General features: G+C 53.8%; 23 protein-coding genes. 21 read left to right on the forward strand and 2 right to left on the reverse strand.

The window, feature by feature from the left end:
• Positions 1 to 11 precede the first annotated feature (11 nt).
• The 17 genes from FGL10_RS12445 (at position 12) to FGL10_RS02750 (ending at position 13,429) form a co-directional block, all read left to right on the forward strand.
• The gene (locus FGL10_RS12445; protein WP_332000813.1) at positions 12 to 1,199 is read left to right on the forward strand and encodes an anti-CBASS protein Acb1 family protein; all 1,188 of its coding nucleotides are present in this window, start codon (positions 12 to 14) and stop codon (positions 1,197 to 1,199) included.
• 759 nt (positions 1,200 to 1,958) lie between these two features.
• Positions 1,959 to 2,747, forward strand: coding sequence for a phage head morphogenesis protein (locus tag FGL10_RS02665; protein ID WP_138251417.1), 789 nt, complete (start codon positions 1,959 to 1,961; stop codon positions 2,745 to 2,747).
• Entirely contained in the window at positions 2,744 to 5,218 is a 2,475-nt protein-coding gene (locus FGL10_RS12450; RefSeq protein WP_003711082.1) for a DUF2213 domain-containing protein, read from the forward strand. The genes FGL10_RS02665 and FGL10_RS12450 overlap by 4 nt, the downstream gene beginning before the upstream one ends.
• A gap of 3 nt (positions 5,219 to 5,221) precedes the next feature.
• Positions 5,222 to 5,701, forward strand: a complete 480-nt coding sequence (locus tag FGL10_RS02685) for a structural cement protein Gp24 (protein WP_003711081.1) — start codon at positions 5,222 to 5,224, stop codon at positions 5,699 to 5,701.
• Between the two features lie 7 nt (positions 5,702 to 5,708).
• Positions 5,709 to 6,707: a major capsid family protein gene (locus FGL10_RS02690; RefSeq protein WP_003711080.1), complete on the forward strand. Its 999-nt coding sequence runs from the start codon at positions 5,709 to 5,711 to the stop codon at positions 6,705 to 6,707.
• Positions 6,708 to 6,770: 63 nt separating this feature from the next.
• Positions 6,771 to 7,181: a hypothetical protein gene (locus tag FGL10_RS02695; RefSeq protein ID WP_003711079.1), complete on the forward strand. Its 411-nt coding sequence runs from the start codon at positions 6,771 to 6,773 to the stop codon at positions 7,179 to 7,181.
• Between the two features lie 17 nt (positions 7,182 to 7,198).
• Complete coding sequence (locus FGL10_RS02700) at positions 7,199 to 7,441, forward strand: hypothetical protein (protein ID WP_003711078.1); 243 nt, start codon at positions 7,199 to 7,201, stop codon at positions 7,439 to 7,441.
• A gap of 152 nt (positions 7,442 to 7,593) precedes the next feature.
• Complete coding sequence (locus FGL10_RS02705) at positions 7,594 to 7,884, forward strand: hypothetical protein (protein ID WP_003751934.1); 291 nt, start codon at positions 7,594 to 7,596, stop codon at positions 7,882 to 7,884.
• 56 nt (positions 7,885 to 7,940) lie between these two features.
• Entirely contained in the window at positions 7,941 to 8,273 is a 333-nt protein-coding gene (locus FGL10_RS02710) for a hypothetical protein (protein ID WP_036470401.1), read from the forward strand.
• A gap of 2 nt (positions 8,274 to 8,275) precedes the next feature.
• Positions 8,276 to 8,674 carry a DUF4054 domain-containing protein gene (locus tag FGL10_RS02715; protein ID WP_036475042.1) on the forward strand — a complete coding sequence of 133 codons (399 nt, stop codon included), beginning with the start codon at positions 8,276 to 8,278 and terminating at the stop codon, positions 8,672 to 8,674.
• Positions 8,658 to 9,098 (forward strand): hypothetical protein, encoded by a 441-nt coding sequence (locus FGL10_RS02720; RefSeq protein ID WP_003711074.1) that lies wholly within the window; start codon positions 8,658 to 8,660, stop codon positions 9,096 to 9,098. Before FGL10_RS02715 ends, FGL10_RS02720 begins: the two co-directional genes overlap by 17 nt.
• On the forward strand, positions 9,088 to 9,468 hold the full coding sequence (locus tag FGL10_RS02725; RefSeq protein WP_003711073.1) for a hypothetical protein: 381 nt from the start codon (positions 9,088 to 9,090) through the stop codon (positions 9,466 to 9,468). Before FGL10_RS02720 ends, FGL10_RS02725 begins: the two co-directional genes overlap by 11 nt.
• Positions 9,453 to 9,932 (forward strand): phage neck terminator protein, encoded by a 480-nt coding sequence (locus tag FGL10_RS02730; RefSeq protein ID WP_003711072.1) that lies wholly within the window; start codon positions 9,453 to 9,455, stop codon positions 9,930 to 9,932. Before FGL10_RS02725 ends, FGL10_RS02730 begins: the two co-directional genes overlap by 16 nt.
• Positions 9,933 to 9,943: 11 nt before the next feature.
• Positions 9,944 to 11,419: a DUF3383 domain-containing protein gene (locus tag FGL10_RS02735; RefSeq protein ID WP_003711071.1), complete on the forward strand. Its 1,476-nt coding sequence runs from the start codon at positions 9,944 to 9,946 to the stop codon at positions 11,417 to 11,419.
• A 63-nt stretch (positions 11,420 to 11,482) separates the two neighbouring features.
• Complete coding sequence (locus FGL10_RS02740) at positions 11,483 to 11,791, forward strand: hypothetical protein (RefSeq protein WP_003711070.1); 309 nt, start codon at positions 11,483 to 11,485, stop codon at positions 11,789 to 11,791.
• 314 nt (positions 11,792 to 12,105) lie between these two features.
• Positions 12,106 to 12,888, forward strand: coding sequence for a KilA-N domain-containing protein (locus tag FGL10_RS02745; RefSeq protein ID WP_003711068.1), 783 nt, complete (start codon positions 12,106 to 12,108; stop codon positions 12,886 to 12,888).
• Positions 12,889 to 12,988: 100 nt separating this feature from the next.
• A complete protein-coding gene (locus FGL10_RS02750) occupies positions 12,989 to 13,429 on the forward strand; it encodes a phage tail fiber protein (protein WP_003711067.1) in 441 nt (146 codons plus the stop codon).
• Here FGL10_RS02750 and FGL10_RS02755 read toward each other — a convergent pair.
• Positions 13,337 to 14,254: a BRO-N domain-containing protein gene (locus FGL10_RS02755; protein ID WP_003711066.1), complete on the reverse strand. Its 918-nt coding sequence runs from the start codon at positions 14,252 to 14,254 to the stop codon at positions 13,337 to 13,339. The two genes, FGL10_RS02750 and FGL10_RS02755, sit on opposite strands and share 93 nt — an antisense overlap.
• Positions 14,255 to 14,605: 351 nt before the next feature.
• On the opposite strand from FGL10_RS02755, the gene FGL10_RS02760 reads away from it, so the two are divergent.
• The 4 genes from FGL10_RS02760 to FGL10_RS11980 all read left to right on the forward strand — a co-directional run bounded on the left by FGL10_RS02760 (position 14,606) and on the right by FGL10_RS11980 (position 15,999).
• Positions 14,606 to 14,788, forward strand: coding sequence for a type II toxin-antitoxin system HicA family toxin (locus tag FGL10_RS02760; protein WP_003711064.1), 183 nt, complete (start codon positions 14,606 to 14,608; stop codon positions 14,786 to 14,788).
• 56 nt (positions 14,789 to 14,844) lie between these two features.
• Positions 14,845 to 15,264 (forward strand): type II toxin-antitoxin system HicB family antitoxin, encoded by a 420-nt coding sequence (locus FGL10_RS02765; RefSeq protein ID WP_003711063.1) that lies wholly within the window; start codon positions 14,845 to 14,847, stop codon positions 15,262 to 15,264.
• 372 nt (positions 15,265 to 15,636) lie between these two features.
• On the forward strand, positions 15,637 to 15,813 hold the full coding sequence (locus FGL10_RS02770) for a ribbon-helix-helix protein, CopG family (protein WP_021439769.1): 177 nt from the start codon (positions 15,637 to 15,639) through the stop codon (positions 15,811 to 15,813).
• A 3-nt stretch (positions 15,814 to 15,816) separates the two neighbouring features.
• Positions 15,817 to 15,999 carry a hypothetical protein gene (locus tag FGL10_RS11980; protein WP_036470396.1) on the forward strand — a complete coding sequence of 61 codons (183 nt, stop codon included), beginning with the start codon at positions 15,817 to 15,819 and terminating at the stop codon, positions 15,997 to 15,999.
• A 120-nt stretch (positions 16,000 to 16,119) separates the two neighbouring features.
• On the opposite strand, the gene FGL10_RS02780 is transcribed toward FGL10_RS11980, so the two are convergent.
• The gene (locus tag FGL10_RS02780) at positions 16,120 to 16,500 is read right to left on the reverse strand and encodes a type II toxin-antitoxin system PemK/MazF family toxin (protein WP_003711060.1); all 381 of its coding nucleotides are present in this window, start codon (positions 16,498 to 16,500) and stop codon (positions 16,120 to 16,122) included.
• Between the last annotated feature and the right edge of the window lie 81 nt (positions 16,501 to 16,581).

The following is a 16,581-nucleotide window of genomic DNA, read 5'->3' on the forward strand; positions in this document are numbered from 1 at the left end:
TCAAAACCGATATGAGCGCGATACTGGGCGGCAGCGACGACGGCGACACCAGCATCATTCTGCGTGCCGAACTGTACAACCGTTTGCGCGACAACCGCGGCCTGATGCTGTTGAGCAAAGACGAAGAAGAGTTTTTCCAGTTCAACACCCCGCTGTCCGGCTTGGACGCGCTGCTTGCCCAATCCCAAGAGCAAATGGCCGCGCCCAGCCATACGCCGCTGGTGAAGCTGCTCGGCATCACGCCCAGCGGCCTGAATGCCAGCACGGAGGGCGAGATTGCCGTTTACTACGACCACATCCGCGCCATGCAGGAAAACCTGCTGCGCGACCCGCTGGACAAGCTGCTCAAACTGGTGCAACTGCACCTGTTCGGCAAAGTGGACGACAACATCACGTTCGACTTTGTGCCCTTGCGGCAGATGAGCGAAACCGAGCTTTCCACCATCCGCAAATCCGACACCGACCGCGATGTTGCCTACATTCAGGCGGGCGTGGTATCGGCGGAGGAAGTACGCGGACGGCTGGCGGGCGAACCGGGCAGCGGCTACAACGGCATCGACGTGGAAGACGTGCCCGAAATGCCCGATGACGGCTTTTCAGACGGCATGAATGACGGCGCGGAGGAAGATGTCGGAGGACAAGCCGCCCCAAAGCCTGAACCTGCCCAAGATGCCGAATGGGATGAATCCAAGCATCCGCGTGCGGAGAACGGGCGGTTTGGTGGAGGGAGCGGGGAAAAGCAGACCAAAAAACCGTCAAAGGGGGAAACAGACTTGGGCAGTCTGTTCCAAACGGCAATATCCAACAGCGGCGGCAATGCCGTTTATTCGGATTTTGCCGTTATCGATGGGAAAACAGCAGGGATTGTCAAAGCTGAAACAGGTATCGATATTTCAGGTTGGAGACACAGTATCGGTGAAGCTGACATACGTCATATCCTGAAAAAACATGGCAACGAAAAAACGGAAAACAGCCGTGGGCAGCGTGCCGTTACTCGACAGGATATAGAAAAGCTGCCTGAAATATTGAGCGATTTTGACAATATGCAGTACAGTGGGACAAATGAATTTGGAAACGAAACGTTTCTAGTCAAAAAACGGATAGATGATGAAATTTACTGCGCCCAAGAAGTTTGGACAGGCAGGAAAAAGATGGTTGTGAAGAGTATGTGGGTTAAGAAGGCGAAGAAAAAGCCATGAAACACGCAGTGCCTGACTCCCGGCTTTCGCCTGCGTCCGCTAAACGTCCGATAACGTCCTGCGCCCCTTGTTCATGGCTTAATCCCATTATATAGCCGCCATTAAAAAAAGCAACAGGATAATGAAAGACAGTCATAAGCATTACGACCACTTCATTTTGAAAGACCAATAGAAAATCCCTTATGCAGTGTAGCTCTGGGTCGGATACCCAGGTGGGCAAGTACGGCTCCCAGCCTTTACATAAGGGACTGTCTGTATTGTATTTCCACCCGCCCCGAAAATCAAGGACGCATGAAAAAACCCTTAATCCGGTACATCTGGGATAGCTTGGATACCAAGCATTTAACCCAGCCTTCAAATTAAGGGTATGTCTTTATTGTATGCCGCTAATCAGATGAAAGCAAGCTGTGAAACACCAAACAGACGGCAGACGTTATTACGACCACGGCTACTTAAAGACACAATAAAAGCGGTTTTTTCAAGCCAGCACCTTGACGCTTTCTGAGTACGCCACCTCTTTGCCCAGAAAAACCGCATAGACATTCTAGTATTGCATCTAAAAAAACGCAACAGAAAAAAGGCAACGTTTAATCTACGGTATATCGCCGGTTGCTAAGACCGGGTTATTGAACCGCCGTTGCCTTGGGGAAGCGGCATCATCAATCAGCACCTTCGCGCGTTCGTATGCGACCGACCTCTTAATTGATTAGCGATACCGCTTGATTCCATTGTATGCCGACCAACCGCCGAAAGCAAGCCATGAAGTTATCCGCTCCGTCCGATAAAGACATCGTCTTAAAGCCGATACGGCCCAACCTCGGCGTGGAAGCCGCCTACCGCAAAAGCCTGAAAAAGCTGCTGCGTGAAATGCGTACCGACGTGCAGGGCCTGCTTGAACGGCACTATCCGAAAGGCATCGCCCAAGACGGCTTGTCCGACGGCTTGCAGGCTGCTTTGTCCGCCCTGTTGCGTTATTGGCTGGCACGGTTGGACAAGCTTGCCCCGCAAATTGCCGAGATATTCGCCAATCAAAGCGCGAACCATACAGAGAGGGCCTTTCAGACGGCATTGCGGGAGGCGGGCTTTACCGTCCGTTTCCGTACCGCAGCGCGGCAGCAAACCGCCCTGCAGGCCGTATTGGGCGGCAACGTCTCGCTGATACGCTCCATCGGACAACAATACTTGAACCGCGTGGAAGAAAGCGTATGGCGCAGCGTGAATGCAGGTTACGATATGGCGCAACTGACCCGCGAACTGCGCAAGGATTACGGCATCAGCGAACGCCGCGCCGCCTTTATCGCGCGAGACCAGACCAATAAGGCAAAAGCCGCCATCGAAAAGGCGCGGCGGCAGGAATTGGGCATTACCGAAGCCATATGGATGCACTCCCACGCAGGCAAAGAACCGCGCCCGAGCCACGTTGCCGCCAACGGCAAACGGTTTGACGTGGACAAAGGTATGTATCTGGACGGCAAATGGGTACAGCCCGGAGAGGAAATCAACTGCCGCTGTACCAGCCGCAGTGTGATTAAAGGATTCAACTCATGAATACGCAACAGAGAGCCATTTTGAGCAAAGCCAGCCGATTGTCGGCGATGGATGCCGAATGGGACGAATCCAAACATCCGAGGGCGGAGAACGGGCGGTTCGGCAGCGGCAGGCCGTCTGAAAACGGCAGATTAAACCTGCCTGAAAATCCGACAAGGGGCGATTTGCGCCGCGCAGCCAAGCAATGGCTGTCCGAAAACCTGCAAGGTAAAACAGTCCCGACATCAGACGGCAAAAAAGTAACTTTCAACCGCAACGACAGCACAGACCATCTTAGCTTTAATGCCAGCCGTTCAAAGCTGCACGCACAGGCAGTCACATTTGTTGCCGATGTGTTTCAGACGGGTAGGTTTATCGGCAGGGAAGAGCTTGCACATGAAAGAAAAGATAATTTCGTTGCTTTCCACAAATATCAAAAACAAGTGGAGATTGACGGTTATCGGGTGTTATTGGAAGCCGCAGCGGGAGAGTTGCCCAACGGAGAATTGGAAGCGGCAGATGAGATGATTGCCTATAACCAGCGTTTGGCAGGCAAAGAAAAAGTAGGAAACGCGCCTGCAAGCATTGAAACCGCAAAAGACAGCGGCCAAGCGGCGGGTTTTGTTTCCTACGCAGATAATCATACCCCCGCCCAAAACCAAATGCAAGGCTGCGAATTTGCCGCTTATGCGTATAAGAAGATTGATTCAAAATCGGAAAAAGGCAGTCAAAACCTCCACGCGGACGATGCTGCGAACAGCATCCGGAAACTGGAATTTGGTTCAACTGCCTTCAAGGTCAATCCTACTCCGGCCGCCGATTCGGCGCAAGAAGAAAAAGCAGTAAACAGCCACTCTTCCACGGACATTGCTGCGGACAGCACCCGGATACCAGATTCGCTATTTACTGCCGACATAAATCATACCCCTGCCGCCGATTCTGTACAACTGTTCCGCATCCTCAAAATCACCGACCCGAAAGGCAATGATGTGAGTAAAACCTACGACGAAACCATACCGGAACAGGAAAACAAATACTACACAATAGAAGCGATTGAGCTAAACGAAAAATCCCCTGCGGCTCAATGGGTTGACTCGACTGTTCAAGCCGACGGGCTTGACCCGACTTCAATCCGCTCCGCAGGGGATATATTGAGTTTAGCAAAAACCGTAGAGCAGTTTCAACACACAGGACGACACATAAAGCGTCGCTCTATGTGTTGCCCTGATTTGGAAGGGTTACACCCCTCCCAAATAAATTCTGATTCTACCGCCTTAAAGGGCGGATGTCCAAGTGGGCGGGGTTTCAGCCGAAAAGGAAACAATATGAAAACAAGGGACAAAAACACCCTCGCCCAAGACCGCTCCCTGCGCTCCTACGATAAGGACGGCAGGCTGCACGTTGAAAGCTCCAACATCAGCAAGGCAACGGTAAATCCGTACTACGGCGGCGAAATCCCCAATTACCGACAACTGGGGCTTGAGCCGAAAAAGGTTTACTACCTGCTGCGGGACCCTGAAGAGTTGGAAAAGGCCGCGCCGACCTTCAACAACCTGCCGCTGTTGAACAAGCACATTCCGGTATCGGCGGACGAACCGCAGAAAGAAGTGATTGCCGGCACGACCGGCAGCGATACCGTGTTTGAAGACGGCTACCTGAAATGTTCGCTGGCCGTGTGGGACGCGGAGGCGATTGCCGGCATCGAGAGCGGCGAGCAGGTGGAGCTGTCCAGCGCGTACCACTACACCGCCGACATGACCGCAGGCGAATTTGAAGGCAGGCATTACGACGGCGTGATGCGCGATATTGTCGGAAACCATGTAGCCCTTGTCGATGTGGGTCGGGCGGGGCGTGATGTTGTCGTAAGCGATGCAGACCCATTCAACAAGAAGGAAAACACCATGAAACTGAAAGCAGGCGCGAAAGCGCGTATTCAGGCAGCCGTGCAGCCCCTGTTGGCGCAGGATGCCGAATTGAGTCCCGACGAACTGTTGCAGGTCATCGGCTCGCTCACCAACGAAGTACAGACGGCACAAGACGACGGCAAAGAGTTGCCGCCCGAAAACGTCGAGAATGTCGGCACGGACGAAGACGAACCGGAGGACGGCGAAAACAACACCGCCCCCGCCGAAGACGAAGAGCCGGAAGCACCCGAAGGCGGCGCGCCCAAACCCGCGCAAGATGCCGCCATTTCCAAAATGGCGATGGATGCGGCGATTCAAAAAGCCGTGGCTGCGGAGCGCAAACGCGCACAAGCCTTGGCGGCGGCACAGCGAGAAGTGGCGCACATTGTCGGCGATGTGGCGATGGATAATGCGGCGGACGTGTACAAGTTCGCGCTGGAACAGAGCGGCATTGATGTAACCGGCGTGCATCCTTCCGCCTACCGCGCGATGGTCGGTATGTTGGGCAAACCCAAACAGCCGATGGCGCAAGATGCGGCCAAAACCGCCCAACAGTTCCCCGGTTTGTCACGAATCAGAAAGGCTTAAACTATGTCATTCCAAAAAGCAGTCCAACCTTACCAAGCCCCCGCCGTTGCGGGGGATTTTGCCGCCCACAACCCGAACGCTTCCATGCTGGCGGGCGAAGGCGCGCTCGTCAGCGGCACGGACGGCGTAACCGTCGGCGTGTTTGCCTGGGCGGATGCAGACGGCAAAGTGTCCAACAAAAAAACCGCCGGCGCGCGCATCGGCTTTGTCCACCGCGAACAGCAGGCAAGCATCACTGCCTATCTGGCGGAACACGGCAACCAAATCCTGCCCGGTCAAATCATTACGTTGGCCGTAGCAGGCGATTTTTGGGCGCACTTCCCCGCCGGTGCCGAAATCGGCCAGAACGTGTTTGCCAAAGACGCCGACGGCACATTGAAAGCATCTGCCGACGAAACCGAAACCGACCATACCCTGACCCGCTTCAAAGTGGCTTCCCAAGCCGCAGCGGGCGAACTGGCCAAAATCACCACATGGGAGTAACGATTAAATGAACACCTTGCAACAACTCGAACGCGATGCCGGCATCGTCTTTATGGGCGGCGGCAAAAAGCTGATGAACGAACAGGTGCAGGCTGCTTTGGCGATGGACGCGCAGCCCGCACTGACTACCGCCGGTAACAGCGGCATTCCCGCATGGATGCTGACCTATGTCGATCCGAAGCTGATTGAAGTCGCCCTGCAGCCGATGAAGGCCGCCGAAATCTTCGGCGAAGTGAAAAAAGGCGACTGGACGACCGAAACCGCCATGTTCATGCTGGTAGAACCGACCGGCGAAGTCTCCGGCTACGGCGACTACAACAACAACGGCGTGAGCGGTGCCAACGTCAATTTCCCGCAACGCCAAAGCTACCACTACCAAGTGTTCACCCGCTGGGGCGAACGCGAAGTGGCACGCGCGGGCGAAGCGAAGATTGACTATGTGAACCGCGTCAATCAGGCAAGCGTGAACGCCTTGAACCGTTTCCAGAACAAATCCTATCTGTTCGGTATCAAAGGCTTGCAGAACTACGGCATCCTCAACGACCCGAGCCTGCCGGCTGCCACCGCCGCCGACCAAACGTGGGCGGCCGCTACCGGCGAGCAGGTGTACGAATCCATCCGCAAGCTGTTCCAAAAACTGTTGCAGCAGACCGGCGGCCTGATTGATATGAACACGCCGCTCTTGCTGGTGTGCAGCCCGACCGCCAGCGTGGAACTGACCAAAACCAACCAATACAACGTCAATGTTACCGACCAACTGAAAAAGAACTTCCCCAACCTGCGTATCGAAACCGTGCCGGAATATTCCGCCGCATCGGGCGAGATGGTGCAGCTGATTGTGGAAGAGTTGGACGGCCAGCGCACCTTGGAATGCGGTTTCACCGAAAAACTGCGCGCGCACAATATGGTTTTGGAAGCCTCCAGCATCAAGCAGAAGAAATCGCAGGGCACATGGGGCGCGATTATCTACCGTCCGTTCTGCATTGCTTCCATGACGGTGAGCTAGGCTGCCTGAAAAACAAGGCCGTCTGAAACAGGCGGCTTTCCCTGCACCTGAAAAGGAAATACGATGAAGAATAAAACCTTTACCGATCACGATATTCGTGTAACAATTAGTGGCATCATCAAGGAGATTTGGGGTGACGGTGTCGCATCAAACCGCCCCGAGAACATTACTCCGGAAGTGGCTGCCGTAGTAAGCGATGCGGTAAACCAAATCAAAACCTGCTCCAAGCGTCTGTTGGCAGTAGATATTACCTATAACTTTCTCTATACTGCTCCCGGTACGATTTGGGAAGTGATTGAGGGTATGGCTGCCGATATGATTGCAAACCTATGCTATGATGATAAGCGCAATCCGCTTACCACCTATATCGGTTGGATTAGGGTGCTGCGCGGCCGGCGGCAGTATGTCGCCTGCGTGAATACCGCCGCACTCAACTACCGCTCGCGTTTGGAGCTGGCTTTTCTCGATCTTTGATTCGTCCGGGAGGGGGTATGTTGGACAGGCTGAAACATATTTGGATGCTGTATCGCAAACCGGTGCTTTTGTATGTTGTTACCGTCATCATCTATATTTTGCTTGACGGGCCGACCACTGAGGGCAGCCGAACGCCTATGCCCCCTATGAACGCTTGGGAAAAATTCCTGTTTATGGCAGCCGGCGTCAGCGGATTTGTCTGCCGCCTGTGGATAATACTGATTGCCCTGTCCGAGCATTACAGGGACAAGAATTGGTAAATGCGCTCAAAGTATTGGAGGCTTTTATTCAAAGCTGGATTAAATACAGCGCGGCAGACCGAAAATTAAGAATGTGTATTGTTACGGCACAAGCCCGTTGGCGTTCAAAAGTCGAAATCGAACTGCCGGGCTTGTAACCGCAGGGGGCAGGTATGTATCGGCTGTTTTTTCGTTGGATATGGGAAAAAGTGGTACCGGAAAGCATCCGCAACAGCAAGCCGGTGCGGTGGGTAGCCAACCATAGAAAGCTCACTATCTGGGTAATTGTGACAGTATGGATCAACTTCTTCCCCGCTACTTACGAATACGACATTGTTCATTATAGGAAATACAGCTATTGGTATGTCGATGATCCGTGGTATCCCTATGCCCGATTTCTGCTTCCCCTTATTCTCGGTGCGGTTTTTCTTTTCATTCCGCCCGATCCGCCCGAAAAGAAATAGTAACCTGCATAAGCAGCCTGAAATCTTTCAGGCTGCTTTTTTATTGGAGAACCCAAATGGCAAAACAAAAAACTGTAACCGTCGGCTGCAAACTGCCCAACGGTCTGATTATCGAAGCCGGCGGCAAGTCGGTAGAGTTGAACGGCGCGAACGCTTCAAACATCATCGGCGGCCACGGCATTACCTACAACGTAGATGCCGATTTCTTCAACGCTTGGATGGAAGCGCACCAAGACCGCGATATGGTCAAAAACGGCTTCGTTTTCGCCCACGAAAATGCCAAGGACACCAAAGCCGAAGCACAGGAAAAGACCGGCAACGAAACCAAGTTGGAAGCCATCAAACCCGATGACAAGGCTAACGGCGTAAGCACCGCCAAGGAAGACTGACTATGCCCGCCGTCGTCTTCGATAAAGCGCGCTTTCAGACGGCCTATCCCGAAGTACGGGCGGCAGGCGCGCAGCTTGAAATGTGGTTCGCGCAAGCCGAAAGCCTGCTGGACAACACCGGCCGCAGCATCGTGAAAAAACCGGAAGAGCGCGAAATGCTGCTGTTCCTGCTGGTGCGCCATTTCGCCGCGCTGGCCGAACGTGCCGCGCAGGGCGGATTGGTGGGGCGCATTGCTTCGGCTTCCGAAGGCAGCGTGTCCGTGAGCGCGGATATGGGCGCGGCGGGCGGCAATGCCGCCTGGTATCTGCAAACGCCTTACGGCGCGACCTACTGGCAGCTTACCGCCAAATACCGCCGCTTCCGCTATGTGCAGGGAGGCTGTTATGCGCGGCGGCGATAGGTTCAGACGGCATCTGTCCGAACTGGCGGCGCAGGCGGCAACGGGCAAGGTGCGCGTCGGCATCATCGAGCAGGCAAACTACGAAGGTTCGGACGGCGAAAGCGTGGCGCAAGTCGCCTTTTGGAATGAATACGGCACGGCAACTATTCCCCCGCGCCCGTTTTTCCGCAATACCATTGCCCGACATAAGGACGAATGGCCGAAGCAGGCTGCCGCACTGATGGAAGCCAACGGCGGCGATGTGCGGCAGACCTTGGAATTGATGGGCGAAGGCGTAAAGGGGCAGATTGTGGAAACCATCCAAAACTTCCGCGAACCGCCCAACGCCGCCGCAACCGTGAAGAAAAAAGGCTTTGACAAGCCGTTGATTGACACGGGGACGCTGTGGCGCAGTATTGATTGCGAGGTAGCCGATGAATCTTAGAGCCATTGCCAACGGCGCGGTTACATCCGTCAATCCGAACCTGCCCGCCGTGTTGAAACTCAATGACGGCTACACCACCGATGCCTCGGGAAAACGAAAATCAGGCTACAGCGAGCATCCTGTAACCGTGCAGACCCAAACCCTCAGCACGCAGGATTTGTCCTTGTTTGAAGGATTGGCGCAGCAGGGAACGCTGCTTTATGCCTATGTAACCGGACAATTCCGCGGCTTGCGGCGGCAGAGCGGCAAAGGCGCGGACAAGCTGGTGTTCGCTGCCTACGGCGAAACCGAAACAACCGAATGGCTGGTGAAGCAGGTGGTGGAAAGCTGGCCGGATTGGTGCAAGGTGCTGTTATGGCGGCAACATTAGACGATATTTACACTGAAGTCCGGGCAATGCTGCTCGGGCTTTTTTCGTGCGAAGTCGTGCGCGGATACGGCAACAATGTTCCGCTGCCCAAGCCGCCGTTCGTGGTGATGAACATCCTGAACGAAACCGATGCCGCCACGAATGAGCACGCTTACGCCGTTGCGGATGAAACCGCCGCCGTTTCGCGCCAATCCGAAATACAGATGCAGCTTGATTTCTACGGCGCAGAGGCGGGGCAGATGGCGCAGAAAACCGTTTTGCTTTGGCGCGATTTCTACGCCTGCGAACGGCTGAAATCCTGCCAACCGCTATATGCCGACCCCACACGCTTTATGCCGCTCGCCAACGAAGAGGGCGAATACGAAGAACGATGGACGACCACCGTCCATCTTGCCTACGCGCCGCAGGCAGAACACCCGCAACAGTTTGTAAACGCTTTTGATTTAACCCTGACCCAACCGTAAAGGATATATCTATGTTCCAATCTATTCCGGCAAGTAAAATTGTCAGCGTGAATCCCGCCGTACTCAGTTCCGGCGGTTCTCCCCTGTCGATGAACGCCGTCTTTTTGAGTAAAAACGACAACCTGCCCACCGGCCGGCACACCGCCTTTCCCGATGCTTCGGCGGTCGGCGAGTTTTTCGGCTTGGCAAGCGAAGAGTTTAAAGCCGCGCAAGTGTACTTTAAAGGCTTCGACAATTCGCACATCAAACCCGGCACGCTGTATTTCTACCCCTACAACGTCGGCAAAGAAGCCGCCTGTCTGCGCGGCGCAAGCGTGAAAAGTATGAGCCTTGCCGCCCTGAAAAAACTTTCGGGCAATCTGAAAGTGAACATCGACGGCAGCGATAAGAGCGGCGACAACATCAACCTTTCCGCCGCCACCAGCTTTTCCGATGCCGCCGACAAAATCGGCACCGCCATCAATGCCGCCGTGCAGTTTGACGAGCAGTTGCAGGCGTTTGAAATCGTTTCCGCCATCCAAGGCAAGAGTTCCGAAATCGGCTTTGCCGCCGGCACGCTGGCCGAAGCCCTGAACCTGACCGAAGCCAAAGGCGCAATCATTTCCAAAGGCAGCGACGGCGACAGCGCGGAAACCGTGATGGAGGGCGTGATTCAGTCCACCTTGAATTTTGCCACCTTTACCACCGTGTTCGAGCCGGAAACGGCCGACAAGCTGGCTTTGGCAAAATGGAGCAACGCGCAAAACAACCGCTTCCTTTACGCCGCTTGGGGCAAAGAAGCCGCCGCGCTGCAAACCGGCAACACGACCTGCTTTGGCGCGCAACTGAAAGCCGCCGCCTATGACGGCACCGCCCCGATTTACGGCGGGCTGGACAAAGCCGCTTTCCTGTGCGGCGCGATTGCCTCCATCGACTTTACCGAAACGCAAGGGCGCATCACGCTGGCGTTCAAAAACCAATCGGGCTTGAGCGTGGACGTGGACAATGCCGCCGATGCCGACAACCTGAAAGAGAACGGCTACAACTACTACGGCGCGTGGGCAACCGCCAACGACCGCTTTACCTTCCTTTATCCCGGCCAGATGCCCGGCAAATGGAAATGGATTGATGCCTATGTGAACCAAATCCGCCTCAACAGCCAGCTCCAGCTTGCCCTGATGACCCTGCTCACTTCTGCCAAGGCTGTGCCGTACAACGCCGTCGGTATCGCCCTGCAACGCGCCGCCTGCCAAGACCCGATTAACGAGGCCTTGAACTTCGGCAGCATTCAGCCGGGCGTGCCGTTGGGCGAACAGCAACGCGCCCTGATCAACAACGAAGCGCGCGCCGATGCCGCAGCGAAGATTGAAAGCACCGGCTACTTCCTGCTGATTCAGAACGCCTCGGCGCAGACGCGCGGCAACCGCCAATCTATGCCGATGAAGCTGTGGTACACCGACGGCGGCAGCGTGCACAACATCAACCTAGGCTCGATCAACGTCCAGTAAACCAACAATGCCGTCTGAAAGGCTTTCAGACGGCACTTTAACCATTACTGAAAAGGAAACGCAATGAACTACGAAGCATTAGGCCGCTATACCGAAGCCTGCGAAAAACTGCAACCGCTGCTGCGCGAGATGAAACAGCACGCGGGAACGGTTAGAGCCGCCGCCGAACAACTGCCGTTTGTTTTGGACGAACTGGCGGGCGGGCAGCCGGTGCCGAAATTAGACCCCGTGGCCGAAATGGAAAAAATCGACACCGCCCACCGCCGCCTGCAGGAGCTTTGGCAGGAAGCCTGCCGCTGGGCGCGCACCGCCAATACCAATGCGGAGCAATGCGGAAAGGCGAAGCTGAATTTCGGGCGGGAGCAGGCTTGATTTTCAGGCAGCCTTTAAAAAAAGGAATATTGTTTGTCTTGCATGAAATAAAAAGATTGGATATGATTGCGCCATCACTTTACATAGCGGAAACGCAACGCCCCGACAGAGCGGATTTTTTGCATCTGTTGCAAAATATAAGTCTTTGATTTTCTTCCAAGGCTGGATTTCCAGACTTGGGAATGCCAGTCAAAGGCGGGTCGAGAGAACGAATACAATACCCGGAAGGGGGAATAAGTTCCGCCGACTATGTACGGTGATTGAAGCCCGCCGCCCTTATGCGGCCATCCAATCAATTTACATAGGAGTTCGTCATGAACGCAATCGCAATCTCTAATGTGGCTATCCGCCAAACCGAAAACAACCTTTACAATTTGAATGATTTGCACAAAGCCAGCGGCGGTGAGAAACGCCATGAACTGACAAACTGGCTGAAATTGCAGCAAACTACTGAATTGATTGATGAATTGTCCAAACCTGAAATTTCAGGTTTGAAAGAAAATCAACAGGTTATCAAGGTGGTTCGTGGCGGCAACAAACGCGGCACTTACGCCTGCAAAGAATTGGTGTATGCCTACGCTACTTGGATTAGTGCAAAATTCTTTTTACAGGTTATCCGAACCTTCGATGCAGTAATTTCAGGTCGTCTGAAACCGCAAGCCCCGCGCAAAGCCCTGCCGTCAGGTTTAACCCACGAACAACAGGCGGAAGTCAAAGCCCTGCACAACATCCTGCTCCAATCCGTGCCGTTCGAGAAGCAGAAGGCTTTGGCGATTACGTTATGGAGCGCGGTCAAATCGAAATTCAAGGTCGGCTACAAAGACGTGCCGCCCGAACAGTTTCCCGAAGTGTTGAGCCTGATGGCGCGGGTGTCCGTAGAAAAAGGGGCGCAATACCGCGAAGCCGAAGCCGTGAATCTGGAAACCGTGCCGAAGCTGTTTGCTAATCAGGCCAATATCCCCTTCAACCTGAACCGCAACGCGCATTACGCCGTTACCGTGAAGGGCGGCAAAATCTACCGCCATCTCGTCAGCTACATCACGTCTCCGCGTGAAGACAGAATGATTCCGTGCTTGGCGCATCAGAATGATTTTTAACCCCTAATGCTGCCTGACCGCAGCCGGACCGCCGCGCCGCAAGGTTCGGCGGCCTTAGTCCTGCCCGCATCTGCGGGCTTTTTTATTGGAGAACCCAAAGATGCAAACCGTATCCGACCGCACCCTGACCGCCGCCAACAGCATCCTGCTGATGCGCGTGAAAGGCTTTAACGACAACTTCGTACAGATTGAAGGCTACGCCGCCGACAACGCCTTCGACTTCGGGCAGGGCAAAATCGGCGAAACCCTGATGGGCGTGGACGGACAACAGTCCGGCGGCTTCACGCCCTATGAAGTGGACTTCAACATCCAGCTCGCGCCCACCAGCAAATCGCGCGACTACTTCGACCAATTCACCAACGACATCCTGCAACGGCAGGAAACGCGTATGGTGGAATTTTCGGTTGAGATTTCCGCCGTGAAAAAACGTTACACCGCCACGGGATTTTTAGTGGAAGTCCCGGGCGGCACAACCGCCAAGAAAACGCTGGAATCTGCAACCTACAGCTTCCGCATCGTGGTGAAACCGGAGGAAATCTGAAATGGCGTTGAAAACCAAACAAATCACGATCGAACACGGGCGGGATAAAGGCCGCGTGTTCCTGATCACCGAAATGTCCGCCGCGCACGCCGACAACTGGGCGATGCGCGCCCTTTTGGCACTGGCAAACAGCGGCGCGGAAACGTCTCTGCCCATTTGGATGGCCCACGCGCCGTATCTGACGGCGACGGCGAGGTCGTATAGAGCGTTGCTGCTTATGGGCAGGGCAGGTTGCGGCGCGGGCAGCGGTTCGCGGTCGAGGACTTCGCCCGTCAAGCCTGTGTGCAGGGTCAGCGCGTGGACGTAGGCGACGGCTTCGGGCAGCTTCTCGGCGGGGATGTCTTCGATGGCTTCGACGTTGAAGCGTTGGTGTATCATACTGTACGCGGAGGAGTAGTCTATACCTTTGCGTCCGACAAGCGCGGCAACGGCTTGGCGCAATCCGGTACGGTCGTCGGCGGTGGTTTTGGGGGTAATTTGGTAGCCGCCTGTTTTGCGGATGGTGGGCAGGACTTCAGATGTTACCCATTTGCGGAATTTCCAAGCGGTTGAGCCTTGTTCCATTGCTTTACGGCTGCGAAGAATCAAAATATATAAACCGCTTTCGTTGATGATGTTCACGTTACCGCCGCCTCCGTGAATTTCAGACCGCCCTATGTTAAACATAGACCGCTCGTCATCATCTAATTTTTCAAGTGCTTGCGTTGGGTTCTGGATTTCTAAAGCCTTACATACATCGGCGGCAACAAACCAAGTCAAGCCGTCTTTTTCAAAGGCACGAACGGGAGAAGTAGTATTGAAATTAAATGATTGAATTACGTTCATAATGAAGTTTCCTAGTGAGTTTTCTTAATGCCCGTTAGGGCGGACGCGTGGTTAAGAACCCTCACTAGATGGGCGGACTTATTCCCCTTACGGGTATTGTATTCGTCGCCCACGCGTCCATAAGAAACTTCGGTTGTGCCATCGAAACAAACAACACGAAAGGAAACTTACAGATATGAAAAAATCACATTGACGGAGTGATTGCCGCTAGTGTGTGGTTCTTACGCCACGAACGCCATCATACCCAAGCCGTGCGTTTGCGTCAACATTGGCAACAAATTTGTTAAATAATATTTGACAGTGCAACAAATTTGTTGTATTATATCTTTACTGTATAGGAAAGGAGGTTATATGAAATACAGTGAGTTCAAACGATGGCTCGAAGCGCGGGGCGTGGAGTTCAAAAGCCAAAAGCGCGGCAGCCATTACAATCTCAGGCTTGGAGACAAAACGTCGGTTTTCCCGTTTCACGGCAGTAGGGAGATGGGTTCCGACCTGACGAACAAAATCAAAAAAGATTTGGGATTGAAATAAAAAGGGCAGCCCGAAAGGGCTGTCTGCACCGCAAACCGATTTTTACAAGGAAAACCATGTTGAACTATCCCTATATCCTCACGCCCGACAGCAACGGCACGTTTTTGGTTACTTTCCCCGATATACCTGAAGCGGCAGCGGTTGGCGAAGACGAAGAAACTGCCGCCATTGAAGCATTGGACGGCTTGTTGTGTGCCCTGGACGGCTATTTTGACGACCGCCGCCCGATTCCCCTGCCTTCAATGCCGAAAGACGGGCAATATGCCGTTTCCCTGCCTGCTTTGGAAACCGCCAAGGTTCTGCTGCTGAATGAAATGTTGGCTCAAGGCGTACGTAAGGCGGAAATGGCGCGGCGTTTGGATGTGCATATGCCCCAAATCGACCGCCTGCTTGATTTGCGCCACAATACCAAAATCGATTTTTTGGAAAAAGCCGCCGCCAAACTGGGCAAGAAACTGAATATTGCCCTTTCTTAAACCTCTATTTCCTATACAGTGCCTATGCCGTCTGAACCGTGGTTCAGGCGGTTTTTTTTTGCCAAACCGCGTGCTTGTCAGGCGGTTTCAGACGGCATAAAAAAAGCCCGAAAAATCGGGCTTTTGTGCTGAAAATGCTTGCGTCTTATGGTAGGCTACCGTGTAATTGCACCTGTCGGTTGAACAAGAACCGGCAGGTAAAACGCCAACCTGCAATCCCGCTGAAGGCACTTTCAAAGGAGACGGATCATGATTAAGCTGATTTTAATCATCATCCTGCTTCTGATACTGAAAAGCGATAGCTTGATGTAACAGAAGACGCTGACGGGGCGGCAACCCCGTCGGCGGTTTCTAAAATATTAGGAGGTAATGATGGCTCTGTCAAGAACGGAAATCCAAAAGCGAAGCGATGAGAAACGCGGTATCGTGCAGAAAAACTTCAAGCTGCCGTCTGAAACGGTGGAGCTGATTAAAACGGAGGCGGAAAGGCGGGGGGTGTCGCAAGCCGCGCTGATTGCCTTGGCGGTCAGGTCTTTTGCGGAGGCGTGAAAAATGGCAATGGCGAAAGCGGAAATCCAAAAACGAAGCGATGAAAAACGGGGCGTGAAGCTTTGTTCGTTCAAGCTGAAGCAGGAAACGATAGCCAAACTGGAACAGGAGGCGGCAAAGGCGGGTTTGTCCAAAACGGCTTTGCTTGAAAGGCCGGTTGGGATTTGCAGGCGTTTGCAGATATGACAAGGGGCGCATTTTGCGCCCCATCACACGCACGGACGGCTTGTCATCGCCTGTCGCCCGTGCGCGGCTGCCCATATTTCAGAACAGTCTTGCAAGCCCCTTTAAGGGAACGGTTTTATTCTAGTACAGTTTGAATGCCTTGGCAACGGCTGTTTTAATCGCCTGAAAATCCTCTTCACTGATTATTGGAATGCAGCGGTCGCGCCCTTTGGGTTTGTATCGGTCTAATCGTGCCAATCCGACTGTTGCCGTCATGTCGCATTTTGCCCAACATTGGATGTGCGGCTTGTCCGGTAAGGGGTTTTCACTCATTTTGTGGTGGTAGTCCGCCAAAGGGACAGGTTCTGTGCTGCTTAAGGGTACGACCGTTACCAGTTTGCCGTTGTGCCTGTTTCGCGCTATGACGACAACAGGGCGTTTCTTGACCATTTCCGGTTCTTCATAACCGCGAAAGTCGCACATGACAACCGAACGTTCCTGTGGTTGGAATTTTAAAGGCATTAGCCGCTCCTGACGATGACAGGCGGCTATTATAGCAGTTCTTAATGGATGTATTTTGAAATGTTGAAACGCTATGACGCC

It is taken from the genome of Neisseria lactamica, assembly GCF_901482445.1.
Lineage (GTDB): Bacteria > Pseudomonadota > Gammaproteobacteria > Burkholderiales > Neisseriaceae > Neisseria > Neisseria lactamica.

Coding starts and splice junctions, on each gene's coding strand:
- FGL10_RS12445 (WP_332000813.1), top strand. CDS start 12: ATGAGCGCGATACTGGGCGGCAGCGACGACGGCGACACCAGCATCATT.
- FGL10_RS02665 (WP_138251417.1), top strand. CDS start 1,959: ATGAAGTTATCCGCTCCGTCCGATAAAGACATCGTCTTAAAGCCGATA.
- FGL10_RS12450 (WP_003711082.1), top strand. CDS start 2,744: ATGAATACGCAACAGAGAGCCATTTTGAGCAAAGCCAGCCGATTGTCG.
- FGL10_RS02685 (WP_003711081.1), top strand. CDS start 5,222: ATGTCATTCCAAAAAGCAGTCCAACCTTACCAAGCCCCCGCCGTTGCG.
- FGL10_RS02690 (WP_003711080.1), top strand. CDS start 5,709: ATGAACACCTTGCAACAACTCGAACGCGATGCCGGCATCGTCTTTATG.
- FGL10_RS02695 (WP_003711079.1), top strand. CDS start 6,771: ATGAAGAATAAAACCTTTACCGATCACGATATTCGTGTAACAATTAGT.
- FGL10_RS02700 (WP_003711078.1), top strand. CDS start 7,199: ATGTTGGACAGGCTGAAACATATTTGGATGCTGTATCGCAAACCGGTG.
- FGL10_RS02705 (WP_003751934.1), top strand. CDS start 7,594: ATGTATCGGCTGTTTTTTCGTTGGATATGGGAAAAAGTGGTACCGGAA.
- FGL10_RS02710 (WP_036470401.1), top strand. CDS start 7,941: ATGGCAAAACAAAAAACTGTAACCGTCGGCTGCAAACTGCCCAACGGT.
- FGL10_RS02715 (WP_036475042.1), top strand. CDS start 8,276: ATGCCCGCCGTCGTCTTCGATAAAGCGCGCTTTCAGACGGCCTATCCC.
- FGL10_RS02720 (WP_003711074.1), top strand. CDS start 8,658: ATGCGCGGCGGCGATAGGTTCAGACGGCATCTGTCCGAACTGGCGGCG.
- FGL10_RS02725 (WP_003711073.1), top strand. CDS start 9,088: ATGAATCTTAGAGCCATTGCCAACGGCGCGGTTACATCCGTCAATCCG.
- FGL10_RS02730 (WP_003711072.1), top strand. CDS start 9,453: ATGGCGGCAACATTAGACGATATTTACACTGAAGTCCGGGCAATGCTG.
- FGL10_RS02735 (WP_003711071.1), top strand. CDS start 9,944: ATGTTCCAATCTATTCCGGCAAGTAAAATTGTCAGCGTGAATCCCGCC.
- FGL10_RS02740 (WP_003711070.1), top strand. CDS start 11,483: ATGAACTACGAAGCATTAGGCCGCTATACCGAAGCCTGCGAAAAACTG.
- FGL10_RS02745 (WP_003711068.1), top strand. CDS start 12,106: ATGAACGCAATCGCAATCTCTAATGTGGCTATCCGCCAAACCGAAAAC.
- FGL10_RS02750 (WP_003711067.1), top strand. CDS start 12,989: ATGCAAACCGTATCCGACCGCACCCTGACCGCCGCCAACAGCATCCTG.
- FGL10_RS02755 (WP_003711066.1), bottom strand. CDS start 14,254: ATGAACGTAATTCAATCATTTAATTTCAATACTACTTCTCCCGTTCGT.
- FGL10_RS02760 (WP_003711064.1), top strand. CDS start 14,606: ATGAAATACAGTGAGTTCAAACGATGGCTCGAAGCGCGGGGCGTGGAG.
- FGL10_RS02765 (WP_003711063.1), top strand. CDS start 14,845: ATGTTGAACTATCCCTATATCCTCACGCCCGACAGCAACGGCACGTTT.
- FGL10_RS02770 (WP_021439769.1), top strand. CDS start 15,637: ATGGCTCTGTCAAGAACGGAAATCCAAAAGCGAAGCGATGAGAAACGC.
- FGL10_RS11980 (WP_036470396.1), top strand. CDS start 15,817: ATGGCAATGGCGAAAGCGGAAATCCAAAAACGAAGCGATGAAAAACGG.
- FGL10_RS02780 (WP_003711060.1), bottom strand. CDS start 16,500: ATGCCTTTAAAATTCCAACCACAGGAACGTTCGGTTGTCATGTGCGAC.